The 13,513-nt window shown below is 46.2% G+C and carries 6 protein-coding genes; 3 read left to right on the forward strand and 3 right to left on the reverse strand.

Annotation, left to right across the window (positions count from 1 at the left end; translation table 11 throughout):
• The first annotated feature begins 5 nt into the window (after positions 1-5).
• Both CIK98_RS15715 and CIK98_RS15720 read left to right on the forward strand, forming a co-directional pair.
• Positions 6-1,832 (forward strand): RagB/SusD family nutrient uptake outer membrane protein, encoded by a 1,827-nt coding sequence (locus tag CIK98_RS15715; RefSeq protein ID WP_094385907.1) that lies wholly within the window; start codon positions 6-8, stop codon positions 1,830-1,832.
• A 113-nt stretch (positions 1,833-1,945) separates the two neighbouring features.
• Positions 1,946-4,102 (forward strand): hypothetical protein, encoded by a 2,157-nt coding sequence (locus CIK98_RS15720; RefSeq protein ID WP_141210569.1) that lies wholly within the window; start codon positions 1,946-1,948, stop codon positions 4,100-4,102.
• A gap of 409 nt (positions 4,103-4,511) precedes the next feature.
• Here CIK98_RS15720 and CIK98_RS15725 read toward each other — a convergent pair whose 3' ends face one another.
• The 3 genes from CIK98_RS15725 to CIK98_RS15730 all read right to left on the reverse strand — a co-directional run bounded on the left by CIK98_RS15725 (position 4,512) and on the right by CIK98_RS15730 (position 8,232).
• Positions 4,512-6,077 (reverse strand): RNA-binding domain-containing protein, encoded by a 1,566-nt coding sequence (locus CIK98_RS15725; protein ID WP_094385911.1) that lies wholly within the window; start codon positions 6,075-6,077, stop codon positions 4,512-4,514.
• A 12-nt stretch (positions 6,078-6,089) separates the two neighbouring features.
• Positions 6,090-6,227: a hypothetical protein gene (locus CIK98_RS18400; protein ID WP_172409994.1), complete on the reverse strand. Its 138-nt coding sequence runs from the start codon at positions 6,225-6,227 to the stop codon at positions 6,090-6,092.
• Between the two features lie 145 nt (positions 6,228-6,372).
• On the reverse strand, positions 6,373-8,232 hold the full coding sequence (locus CIK98_RS15730; protein WP_094385913.1) for a VapE domain-containing protein: 1,860 nt from the start codon (positions 8,230-8,232) through the stop codon (positions 6,373-6,375).
• Between the two features lie 570 nt (positions 8,233-8,802).
• On the opposite strand from CIK98_RS15730, the gene CIK98_RS15735 reads away from it, so the two are divergent.
• Positions 8,803-13,401, forward strand: a complete 4,599-nt coding sequence (locus CIK98_RS15735) for an autotransporter-associated beta strand repeat-containing protein (protein WP_094385915.1) — start codon at positions 8,803-8,805, stop codon at positions 13,399-13,401.
• Positions 13,402-13,513: the final 112 nt, after the last annotated feature.

Genomic DNA, 13,513 nt, shown 5'->3' on the forward strand with positions numbered 1-13,513 from the left:
CGATTATGAAATTGAATAAGAATATATTAGGCTTTGCAATGGCTGCGATGGCATTGTCATCTTGCAATATGGACTACAATGAATACACAGCCTACGACAGGGAGTACATCGAGCGTTCCTTCGCCTACGTGGGAGGTTTGATGACTACAATCTATACAGATATCGACACCGACTGGGGTAATCTCTCGGGAGCTATGTTGTCATCGGCAACCGACGAGTCGGAGTATAGCCACGATGGCAATTCCATCGAGGATTTCTACAATGGCAACTGGAGTGCAGCCAATCCCCACCAGACTATCTGGTCATCGGCTTATGAGGGTATAACTTATTGTAATGAGATTATAGACAACTGGTCGAATCTCGACTTCGAGCAGTTTAAGCTCAACCTCGACTACGATAAGCAGATGTATCTCTACAAGAACTATGTGTATGAAGCTCGCTGGGCTCGCGCCTACTTCTACTTCACCTTGCTTCGCCAGTATGGCGGTGTGCCTTTTAAGGCTCACAACACCACAGGTACTGAGGAAACTGCAATGCCACGCACAAGTGCTGATGAGATCTTTGCCTTTATCGCCAATGAGTGCGACAGCATTAAGGACAAGATTATCGAGGACTACTCAGCCGACAAGGAGCACATCCTCGCAAAGGCAGAGAATGGTCGCGCCAACAAGTATGCAGTGCTTGCGCTGAAGGCTCAGGCCGCCCTCTATCATGCCTCACCTCTCTTCTCTCAGGGCAAGAGCGCCGACGAGAAGAAGGCTCTTTGGGCTGCTGCCGTGGCTGCCAATAAGGAACTTATAGACGCTGCCGAGGCAAAGGGGTTGGGACTTGCTTCAGATATTGCCTTGCTTTGGGGCACTGAGTATTACTCTAATGCCGAAAGCAGCAAGGAGATAATCTTCGCCCGTCGTACCGCATCTGCCAATACCTTCGAGACATATAACTTCCCCGTGGGTTATTCGTCAGCTCAGGGAGGCAACTGTCCTACACAGGACCTCGTGGATGCCTTTGAGTGCATAGATGGCAAGAGCATTGCCGAGAGCGACCTTTATGACGCTGCCAATCCATACGCCAAACGCGACGCACGTCTTGCAAAGACTGTTGTTGTCAATGGTGAGGCTTGGCCTAACGACCTTGCGGCTTATAATAGCGAACACCCTGTAATCGAGACTTATATCGGTGGTTATCACTCGCGCACCGGTAATGCAGCAGGTAAGTCATACGCAACAACCACGAGCTACTATCTGAAGAAGTTCTGCAATCCTAACCAGATTCTTCGTGCACGCTCTGGTGTTTCTGTCACAACTTCACCTCATGGATGGCTTACATTCCGCATGGGTGCCATGTACCTCAACTATGCTGAGGCTCTCTACCAGTATTTCAAGGCTTCTGGCAATGCCAATGCTGCCGATGCAAGCGGAAGCGTGACATATAAGGAGACCGACGGAACAGAGAAGACCATCTCTATCCCTGCTTCACAGACCGCAGCCAAGATGGCAAGCATGACCCGCACACGTTCCGGCATGCCTGAGTTTGCTATAGGTATGAGCAACGATGAGTTCTGGGCAAAGTACAAGAACGAGCGCAGAGTTGAGCTCGCCTTTGAGGGACATCGCTTCTATGACGTGCGCCGCTGGATGGAGGATGGTGACAAGTTTATGAACATCCACCGCATGGAGATTACCAAGAACGACGATGGCACATTCACTTATAATAAGGTGGCAGTGACACGTGGTAACGGACAGTGGCAGACGAAGTGGAATCTCTTCCCCTTCTCACAGACCGAGATCATGAAGTCGGGCAATGCCATTGTTCAGAACGAGGGATGGTAAGACATATTTAGATATTCTGAAAGTCAGTTGCAGACTTCCTCCGCAAGTGTTGTCTGCGACTGACAAACGAAATAATTTTATTATCTTAATTATTAATTAAAAATCAAACTAAAATGAAAAAGTTTACTTTAATTTCATTGCTTATGCTTATCTGTTGCACGATGGCAAAAGCAGAGTTGATGGACAAGTTCTTCTTCAAGATTCCGACCGACAAGGCTGACGGATGGACTCTTCAGGATGCAGGTCGTATGACTCTTACCCCAAGCAAGGATTACCTTGAGGTAAAACTCACCAACAATGGTGGACGTATGATAAACCGTTTCTGGAACGAGGATGCTTGGAAGAAGGTTGACGTGGCTTCCCTGCCTAACAACACTTACAAGTTCACTAAGGACATGAAGATGACTGTCAATGCAACACGTACCGACATGGAGTTTGTGCTTCTTCCTGTCAACGCTTGTTCAGCTACAGACTCTCGCGTCTCTTCACACAACTATCACTGGTTTAACAACGAGGGTGAAGACTATTTCTTCCGTTATCGTGTAACAGCTTCTACAGCTGAGTCTGTTGATATCGTAATCAACGAGAATCCTACTGCCCGTGGCGATTGGCCCGCACCTACAGAGGAGTCTGAGACTGCAACTCTTAACGTTGGCGTTAAGTATTCTTTCGCAGTAGAGATTAACGTTGCTGACAAGACAGCCACTTACACTATCTCTGACGAGGAGGGTAATGTAGTAAAAACAGGTGTTCACAACTATGTTTGCGAAGAGAACCGTGCTGGTATCTGGGTAATGTCACCCAACAGTGCCAACTCTGTAATTCAGCTCTCTAATATGGGTCTTTCTTACAAGGCTGAGGGTCCATTCGCTAACGAGCCTTCTGTAGATCTTCTCGCAGCTATTGGAGCACAGCGTGCATATTATGTAAACTTTGACGAGGGTCATACTCTTCACTGGATTCAGTTAGGTGATGCAGAGGATAATGTTGGAAACACATTTACTGATGGTGAGGAAAACACTGTTGAATATGGCGATGCAAATGATACTCGTGAATTTGAGCAGAATGCAGAGGAATATTTCGGTAAGAAGATTATCTATTGCACAAAGTCTGGTGAACTGAAAGTTTGGACTACTCTCTCTGACAATGAGGAGAATGCATCTGAAGAGATTATCAATGAAGTAGTATGTGAGGAGATTGCCATGCCTTCTCCTACAGCTATAATCACAAATGTAGAGGAAGGATTTGGCAAGGAGTACAAGATTTTAGCCGACAACTCTGAAACACTTCTTAAGCCTGTTGTTACAATCAAGGTTAAAGTTAAGAATGCGAGTGGTGCTGTAGTTGAGGAAAAAGACATTCTCTCTGGTGAACTAGTTAAGATTGCTGATGCAGGTTCAATCGAGCTTTATTCATTCGATGGCACTCACCCAGATAAGTGGTATTCTCCATCTGATGTTGTTACCATCGAAAACAACGCTGAATATACAACAGCTGTGGATAAGAGCTACATCATGACATACGACGAAATCAATGCCGGATTGGCTGGATGGGATATCGTTGAGCTTGTTGACGCTGCAGGTAAGTCACACTGGGATCGTATCATGTCATCTGAGAAGCGTGGCTACAAGGCTGACGGAACAAATGAGGTTTATGTTGAAGACAATGCTGCTTCTTACGTAAGCGTTAAGGAAGGTCACGGCCTCTTCGCCGACACTGACTGCGGTACTGATAATGCAAAGTGGAACGTGCTCTGTCCTAACGATGTTTACACTTGCGCCCTCCCACTTATCCCCTCTGAGGAAAACGCTGCTCTCTACAAGGTGTTCAACGATCACTATGCTTGGTGTATAATGCCATTCGAGGGATTGGTTTACTATGATGTAAGCACTAAGGTTGACGGCGACTGCGCTGTACGTTCTAACTACCTCAACATGCACCTTGATCCTAAGTACACAAGCGACGATGCAAGCAAGCCAAACTTCTTCATCGTTAACAAGACTGGTGGTTACAACCGTCCTGACAAGGGTGACTGCACCTCTTCAGAGGTTGTTGTTGCTGGCGAGACTTTCAAGCTCTATCGTTATGACACTGCTATCAGCAGCGTAAAGGTTATGACCTACAAGGGCTTCAACCCCAGCGCAGGCATCTCTTCTGTAAAGGACAACAATGAAGCTGCTTCTGCAGTTAAGAAGGTTGTTACCAAGAACGGTGTCCTCATCGTTAATGGTGACAAGGTATTCAGCGCCTCAGGTGCTCGTGTGAAGTAATTTCATACCATACCATTAGATACTATTTATTTCGACCGGGACTACGCTAACGCAGCGACAGTCTCGGTCGTTTTGTTTATAATATTGACGATACATCAATGATTGAATACCAAAATGACGTCGGACTTCTTGTATGCCAATATGCTGACGGAATACAGCTTCAGGTTTCCAGTCTAAATGCATCTCGCGGTTTCTAAGTGTTGTCGTTTCTCCAAGTAACATGTTGCGGAAGAAACGCTCCATGTCGTTATCCAAACTTCGGGATAGGCCACGTTCTTGTTCTTGTGGTTCTCCTTGACGAATATACTCATTGAGACCTTGTATATATTTTTTTGTCTTCTGCCATATCCTTATATATTTTTATTGTCAGAAAATATCTTTTCAAAGTACCTGTCCCTGTGATTCCATACTATTTTTCTATTAGTTTCTTCAGTATCGTCAAACCCTTTTCTGTGAGTTGATATTTTTGACCTCTGTGATTGGGCTTATCTGGATATAACATTTTGACATAGCCTTGATCAATCGCCGGTTTTAAAACAGATTTTGAAAATGCTTGACGACTTAGGGTTGCAAGATGGTTGCAAGATAAATATCGCAGAAGCAATTCCTTTACACCAAGCAAATACACATCCACACTGATTATCAGTGTTTTAAATCTATCATCTATATCTTGTAACTCATCTTGCAAGTTAGGTTGCAAGTTAGGTTGCAAGTTAGGTTGCAAGTTAGGTTGCAAGTTAGGTTGCAAGTTGTCGAATAACTGTTGTCGAATATTATTTGCTTCCAATGTTTCTGCATCTCTCACCTTTGCCAGAAAAACTGTTATGAGGTTGACATCAAACTCCGCCAGACTATTACCATTTGTCCCCAGCAACTTTTGTACATCGCGGATACCATGGTTGAACATGTTTACATAGTTGAAGGATTTCAGTATTCCCGCAAGACAATTATTGCGATAGTCATTGACATTGGGGAAGTTGTCAGGGCGAGCATTGCCGTACAAACCGCCGGGATTCATGATTTCGATACGGTCTTTATATTGATACAAACGTGTTGGAGTGGTGGATTGGTAGTCACGATGCATCACAGCATTCATCATCAACTCTCGCAGAGCTTTCTCTGGATAGTTATATATGTCTTTCTCTTGTAAAACACTGATAGATACAGGGCGCTTGGTTACAATGGCATCGCTGATAAAGGTGTCTAATCGAGGCAACATCTTATACAAGCATCCATCGAACTTACGTTCATTAACAATGGTGCTACCATTATCAAAGCCATCGAATTTTACGTATTGTATGTAAGCTCCAGGCATATAATACTGCGGATTCTTACCAAACATGATTAATGCGGCAAACGTAGGACAATCCCATTGCATATTATATAAGTGCAATGAGGCAAGTTGCTCCTTCAAAGGGCGTTTATCTTGGCTAAGGACATCAAGGTCAATGGCTCGAGGCATGTACTCTTTCACGATAATTTCTACATCCAGATCGTCCAATGTTGCTTCGCGACATGGACGTGTATCAAAGGTAGGTAGAGCAGCTGCACATCGTTCGCTTAGGATTCGTTCTTCCTGAGGCGAGGCTATATCCTTTCTTGGCCCTATACGTATGAAGGTTCTGCCTCGATAGCGTACAGGTGTATCAAACGATGGGGTCACTTCCACCACCAGCACATCACCTTCAGGTGTCTCCACCTTTTCGGTATTCATGACAGGTAAAGGTAGAATGTTGCCGTCTGAACGTATGCCACTTATCTTCTTCATAAGCGCATCATCTACTTTCAGACCACTTATCCTGCCGTCATCGTGCACTCCGATAAGAAGGTACCCCTTCTGACGCTTGCCAGGCATATCGTTGGCAAAGGCACAGATCGCCTCCTGAAACTTATCCATGTTGCTTGTTGAGATAGTGCGTTCTATACGGTAACTCTCATCTATGGATATGATATCATATAGTTCTCTTGTCGTCATAGTTTCTGATTCTTACTTGTTAAATATCTTTTCAAAATTGGCCCAGGCGCGGCGGTAGTCGGCTATGCGGTCGCAACGGGTGTAGGGAGCTACGAAGGTTTGCTGATGGCCACCATAGAGTTCGCTCTTGGCTGGGTCGATGGTGTGCACGTATGAGGCGGTGGAGCCTTTGTAAGAGGTTATTCTTATTATTTGATGGCAAAGTTAATAAACTTTTATGAGAATATGGTCAAAGAGAGAATATAGATATTTTTTTTAATAATATTTAAGTCTCACTGCCATCTTATAATAATTATTATAATGGCTTCACGAGATACACGGTGCCAATCTTGGTGCGTTTCCTCACTATCCCGTCGAGATTGGCGAGGAATTGACCGAATTTGCTGATGCCACTGACACCCAATGACGAACCAGCCATGCCCTTGATCTTGTTATATATCGCTGCCGTGGTCATGTATTGCCCCTCCGACTCGTCTTGAGTGATGGCAAAGCAAAGACGGAAATACTGCTCGGCAGGCGAGAGCAACTGATACTGGCGGTTGTGCTCGATAATCTCCTCGTTTTTTTCGTGGTCAAACCAAAAGCGCTCGCCGTTCATTATGGCATTCATCGCCTGGGCATAGAGTTGCTCGTAGTTGACGGGGTGATCGACGATGATTGGAGCGGAGAGTTCGATGCCGATGAAACGGCGGCAACCCGACGGGTCGGCGAGGATGTCGGTCAGATTGGTGGTGGCGATAAACGAGGCACGGCGTGGCATCTCGGCTATCGAGCGTGCATACGGCAGCTTCACTTTTAGTGTGGGCAACTGCATCACGTTCTTCAAGAATCCCTGTTGGATGCGAGGCGGTATGGCGTTAAACTCGTCGAGGTTGATGAGCAGCGACTGCGCCATTGCTATGAGTGTGGTCTTCTTCTCGGCAATGTCGAGATTGTCGATGAATGTCTGTTTGAACTGGGGTGGCAGAATCCGGCGGCAGAAGGTGGATTTGTTGTAGCCCTGTGGCGAGATGAGTAGCGGGGCCACACTGTTGCCGTATCTTCGGTCCTTTCCAATCCATTGCGCCACCATGCCCAGAAACCATTTCCTGAACCACGCCTTCCACTGCAGGCAATTAGTGGGCACACTCTCAGCAAGTCGGCCAATATGGTCGTTACCGTCCCATTTTTTCTCAAGACCATAAAGGTAATCTTGTATAGGGTCGTACAAGTTTACCTTTGTGGAATGAAGGTATCTGTTGAAGTCCTTGTCCCACACTTTCAGACCTTTACTCTGAATATCGAGCAAGATGGAGTTGAATCGCTTGTCGTCGAGCGGTAACCATCCATAGTTTGGTTTGTTGAGAATCTTCATTTCTGCAACATTCTCCATCCTGTTGAATCTGAATACATATTTTGACTTTAGATATTCTATCATCATGCGAATATCTGATGGGCCTTCGATGTCTGTTGGTTCCGTTTCTTTCAACTGACTGTAGTGGAGTGGGGGAACAAGGCGGCTCTCGTTGTCAAAAATAGTATTCTCCACTCTTATGGGAGCGGCATTCGGGTTGAAGTATGGCGCAGGGTCGAGCGTGAGTCGGAATCCGGCATAGAGGCAGTGCCCCGAAAGTGCGGTGGCAGCCATCTGCACGTTGTGATTGATGATACCTTCATACACCCTCACGGCGATGTTGTATGCCGAATTGCATAATTGCTCAGCCTCGTCGATGGTGGTGATGTCTTGTCCGTCCTTCGGTGCAACCCTCACCAGTATCTTCACACCGCTACCTGTGCTGCTGACAAAAGCGGCGAAAGTCATAGGCATCATCGAAGCCACTTGCTTCACCGTCTCCAGTTCCGCTGAGCCGGTGATATTGTCAACGCTAAGGGTAATGATGCCGTTAAAAGCCTTCATTATCTTGTTGCCGTCCTTGTCGATTTTCACCTCCACGGATGGCAGGAAGCTCGGCAGGTTGTGCAGATGGTCATATTTGGCTGGCCATCTCTCCCCTTGTCCGATTCTGTTCGTGGTATAAATGGCAAAACTTCTGAACTGTGTAACGTTCATTTTACTGTCATCGACAGTGATTTTTTCGAAAAACTTGGTCGCCGACCAGTTGGTTACTGCCATTTTTCCGTTAGAATTTGACTTAATTTGAGTGAATCTTACCATATATCTTAGATTTTTAGTATAAAAATGATGTTTTTTTCGCTACAAAGTTACTAATAAATCTCGAAATATGCAAATTTTTGGCTCAAAAACGCCTTTTGTTGCCACCATTGTCACCCTACTGCCACCCTTACTGCCACCATCTAATATAAATAAAATGAGAATGTTAACCCTAAAGGTGACAGTAGTGGCAGAAAAGTTATTCATTCTTTAGTAGTAAAGGGTTATTGAGTTATGGGGTTATTGGGTATTCAGTTGGCAAGTGGATGTGGTATTCAGTTGACAAGTGAATGGGGTATTCAGTTGGCAAGTGAATGGGGTATTCAGTTATCAAGTGAATGGGGTATTCAGTTATCAAGTGAATGGGGTATTCAGTTGGCAAGTGGATGATGATGTTAATTTAGCGCAATAGTAATAATAGTCGACATTTCCAAATGGTTTTTTTAATTATATGATAACAATATCATGCTTTTATCAAAAAGTAATGGTATCAAATCATTATTTTTGGTTTATTATTTGATTTTTATTCGTAACTTTGCACCGAATTATTGAATACCTAAATATTTACTGTATATGAACAAGAAACTTATTACACTTGTTATCGCTGCATTAACTTATTGTAACGTGGTAACGGCACAAAGATTCACAGATAGGCTTGACCGTGGTCTTGTTGCCGTGCAAACCACAAGCGGCGTGTATTGTTCGTGGCGTATTCAGGCCGACGAATACTACGACGTGAAGTATAACCTCTATCGCGACGGCACCAAGGTGAACGCCGAACCGCTTAACGTCTCTAACTTTACTGACGCATCCGGTTCGCAAGGCAGCACCTACACCGTCAAGGCTGTAGTAAACGGAGTGGAGCAGGTGGCCTCGAAGGCAGCATCTGTACTCGCCAACAACTACAAGTCAATAACCATCAAGCACGATGCTTCGCTAAAGTCTACTTATATCCCCAACGACGCATGCTGCGCCGATGTGGATGGCGACGGTGAGGTGGAGATACTCTTGAAGTTTGACAACAAGGAGGAAGGCGAACAACTTTATCCCAAGAACGGACCTACAATAAATGGTGTGGAGACAAAGGAATACTCCTTGCTCGCATGCCTCAAGCAGGACGGAACAATATTGTGGTGGGTGAACTGCGGTCCGAACATGGGTGACTTCCAGAACAACGAGCAGAACATCGTGGGATATGACTGGGACATGGACGGCAAGGCTGAGGTCGTGATGAGACTCGAAGAGGGCTCAACAGTACACATGGCCGACGGAACAACATACACCATCGGTGCTGACGGTAAGAACGGCACGTCGTGGACAAACTACCGCATACCCAAAGGCTCTGGCTCAGTGGAGTGGTTTACATACTACGGCAATGAATTCCTTTACTATTGCGAAGGAGCGACGGGCAAGCCATACCAGTGTATTGAGTATCCGCTGAAAAGATACGAGAGCGGCGAAACTGACCTTAAGGCTGCATGGGGCGACGGCTACGGCCACCGAAGCAGCAAGAACTTCTTCGGTGCGCCATATCTCGACGGCAAGCATCCGAGCATCTTCCTTGGTCGCGGTATTTATACAAGACATAAGTTTATTGCATACGACGTTGACCCGGCTACACATGCTCTCAATGTTAGATGGCAGTGGACCAACAACAAGCCTGGTTCACCTTGGTATGGACAGGGTTATCACAATTATTCTATAGCCGACGTGGATTGGGACGGCAAGGACGAGATAGTATGGGGTTCGATGGTGATTGACGACAATGGTCTGGGACTGTCAACCACAGGCCTTGGACATGGCGACGCCCAGCACGTGAGCGACCTAAATCCTTACATACACGGTCAGGAAATGTTTGCCTGCAACGAGGATAACCCCGCCAACAACTACCGTGACGCCACAACGAGCAAGATATACTATCGTATGACAGATACCAATGATGCCGGTCGTGCTCTTGCCGGAAATTTCTATAACACTATTCCCGGTTCTATAGGATACGGCGCACATGACACACCAATCTCTACAGTGGTGAATGACCATGTGACAGTAAGCACCAATGGCCTCGGCATGAACTTCCGTATCTATTGGGACGGTGACCTGCAGGAGGAGTGTTTCGACAATATCACAGTGTCAAAACCAGGTGTAGGCACTCTCGCGACATTCTCAGGATGTTATTCCAACAACAGCACCAAGGCCACTCCTTGTTATCAGGGTGACATCTTCGGCGACTGGCGCGAGGAGGTGATAGAGCGCACCGCAGATAATAATATAAGGATATACACCTCAACCATACCTACAGAATGGCGCAACTACTCACTTTGGTACGACCATCAATACCGCAATGCCATGGTTTGGCAGCCTTGTGGATATAACCAGCCACCTCATGCCTCTTATTTCCTTGGCGAACTGGAAGGCATAACCATCGCTCCTCCTCCTCTCACAACCACGGGTCGCGAGATAATATCATTTTCTGTTGACGCATCGCTCAACGGCAAGCACGCACTGCTCGATGTTGACGGCGACGCCACTGTATCAGTGGCAGCGGGAGCATCTCCAGCAGTCTTCACCGACAATGCCCCATCGTGGGTGCAGGGCTCAGCCCCCAGCGAGTGTACAACCAAGGACACGGAGATTACATACGCCTACTATACCCATACTCTTACCGGAGGAGCTTTCACAGGAGAAATGCGTCTTGTGAAGCAGGGCGACGGAACACTCGTACTTCCTAACGTCACAGAGACATACACAGGCAATACCGACGTATGGGCAGGAACGCTGCAGTTTGACGGCACAATGGAAAAGAGCCCGGTATGGCTTAACCGCTTTGCACGACTCAGTTCGAACAGAGGTAAGTTCCTGGCAGGGATCAAGGCTGATTATGGTTCTGAAATCATGCCAGGTGGAAACAACCAAGTGGGTACTATTAACGCTTCTTCTATAGAACTCGGTTTCGGCGCTCGTGTTATCTTTGATGTCAATGGAAACGAGACCGACCGTCTTGTAGCCGAAAATATCAGTATCGAGAAGAAGGTGTGGGACAACGGACCGGAATACAGTGCTCCCGTATTTGTGTTCACATCCCAACCCATAGCAGGAACATACATTCTCGCAGAGGCAAGTGGATTGACTGGCAATCTTTCGGATGTCACAATAGAAGGTCTCACAGGAGTAAAGTATGACTTGGCATACGCCGACGGCAAGATTACACTTAATGTATATAATGGTCGTGGCAGTGAGGATGTAGTGTGGACAGGTGCAACAGATGGTACTTGGGACCTTATGAACTCTGAGAACTTCTCTTCTTCTGACAAGAAGTTTGTCACAGGCGACGAGGTAACGTTTGACGACAGTGCAGTGAATACCGCAATCACAGTGGCTGAGGACGTAACCCCGGGAAACATCATCTTCAAGAACGACAGCAAGACCTATTCTATCACAGGTGAAGGCGCTATCTCTGGAGAAGGCACACTCTCTGTAGAGGGCAATGGCGAGGTGAAGATTAATAACATCAACAAATATAATGGCGGTACGATAATCAGCAATGGTATTCTTACTCCCGCATCGCTCGCCAACAATGACGGTTCACAATATGGTTCGCTTGGAGATGTCAGCAACGGCATTACACTGAAGAATAACGGTACGCTGAAGACTTCTACCTCCATGACTGCCTCGCATCCGATAATTATTGACGAAAATGGCGGTACAATCAATACGACAGGAACGCTTATCCTGAATGGAAGCATAAAGAAAGCCAATACAGGCAAGAGCAGGAATCTTTACAAGGCAGGAACCGGTACGCTTCAGTTGAATTGCGCTGCCGACTTCGACTCATTGTATATCAATTCAGGTACGGTGTATGACTTCCAGGATGCACACTTCACGGGCAAGACCATTGTGCTCAACGGAAGCAAGGTCACACTACAGGCTAACAACAGTATATACAGCTCCAACACTGACAACGTAAATATCGTTGTGCCAAATGGAAAGACAGGTATATGGTATCCTGACGGACGCTGCGACTATACTGGTAAACTGACAGGAGAAGGCAAAATCGACATCTATGCCACATGGGTGCGTTGCGCGTTCAAGGGTAATTGGAGTGAGTTTGAAGGAACCATCAATGCCAAGCGCGGAACAAAGAACGCTTACGAACCTGTATTTGATTTCTGTAATACTTACGGAATGCCTAAGGCCACACTCAACGTTGACTCCCGATTCACAAAAGACACGCCGTTTAACACAAACGGAAAGAGTTTTGCCATCGGTGCACTCACCGGTTCGGGATATATCAGCAATGGCGGTAATTTCGGTTCGGGTACAAACACCCTGACTGTAGGTGGCAACAACACCAACTTCACCTTCTCGGGCACTATCAACGGCAGCCACATGGTGAAAAACGGTACGGGCGTATGGACAATTGCTTCCGAGACTGTTCTTGCCAATGCCAAGTCGCTGAAGATTATTGACGGAGCAGTTAAGCTGAATAAGGCAGCTGCAACAACATCTATGACCGCTCCTACCATCACTTATGTGCAGGACAACGGTGAACTGCGTGGAATGGGTTACTGCTACGGCATCAACCTTCTCAACGGAGGTACTCTCCGCCCCGGTAGTAATGCTGCGACATCACAGACAAAGAACGCCGGAATCATCAGTATAGAAAATAACCTCAATGCGGAAACCGGATCACATATCTATGTGAACAAGACCAAGACAGACTCAATATCCGTGAACTCTATCACTGGAGCTGAGTCACAGGCATGGGCATTCATTAAGGTAGGCGGCAACGCAACAGTCAATGCCACCATACATGTCACATACGGCACAACATGGAAACCTGCCGAAGGTGACTACGTGAGAGTATTCGACTGTGAAGGCACAATAAGCGGCACACCGTCGTTTGACCTTCAGGAACTGCCGGAAGGACTGAGATGGGATACTTCTAAATTGCTCTCAGAGGGTGTCATCTATGTAAGTTCCACTACCGGTATAATGAATATTGATGCCACTGCAGAGTTCTCGGCTGATGTTTACACCTTGACAGGAGTAAAGGTGGCAACTGATGTGACAACGACCAGAGCCACATTACAGAAAGACTTGAAGGCAATAGGTTTGTCTAATGGTACTTACATTGTGCGCTCAGGAAAGAACAGTTTCAAGATTTCGTTCTGATTCTGCACTTTCCTCATCGGATAATAACACAGAAACACAAAGGCACATTGATCTTCATATCATTGTGCCTTTGTTTTTTTATTGTAAAATTATCAGTAAAACGTTTGGTCAT

The sequence above is a fragment of the Prevotella sp. P2-180 genome (assembly GCF_002251435.1).
In the GTDB taxonomy this organism is placed as follows: domain Bacteria; phylum Bacteroidota; class Bacteroidia; order Bacteroidales; family Bacteroidaceae; genus Prevotella.

Excerpts from the sequence above, each read along its gene's own strand:
- CIK98_RS15730 (WP_094385913.1), bottom strand. The coding sequence starts at position 8,232 with ATGGTAAGATTCACTCAAATTAAGTCAAATTCTAACGGAAAAATGGCA.
- CIK98_RS15720 (WP_141210569.1), top strand. The coding sequence starts at position 1,946 with ATGAAAAAGTTTACTTTAATTTCATTGCTTATGCTTATCTGTTGCACG.
- CIK98_RS15725 (WP_094385911.1), bottom strand. The coding sequence starts at position 6,077 with ATGACGACAAGAGAACTATATGATATCATATCCATAGATGAGAGTTAC.
- CIK98_RS15735 (WP_094385915.1), top strand. The coding sequence starts at position 8,803 with ATGAACAAGAAACTTATTACACTTGTTATCGCTGCATTAACTTATTGT.
- CIK98_RS15715 (WP_094385907.1), top strand. The coding sequence starts at position 6 with ATGAAATTGAATAAGAATATATTAGGCTTTGCAATGGCTGCGATGGCA.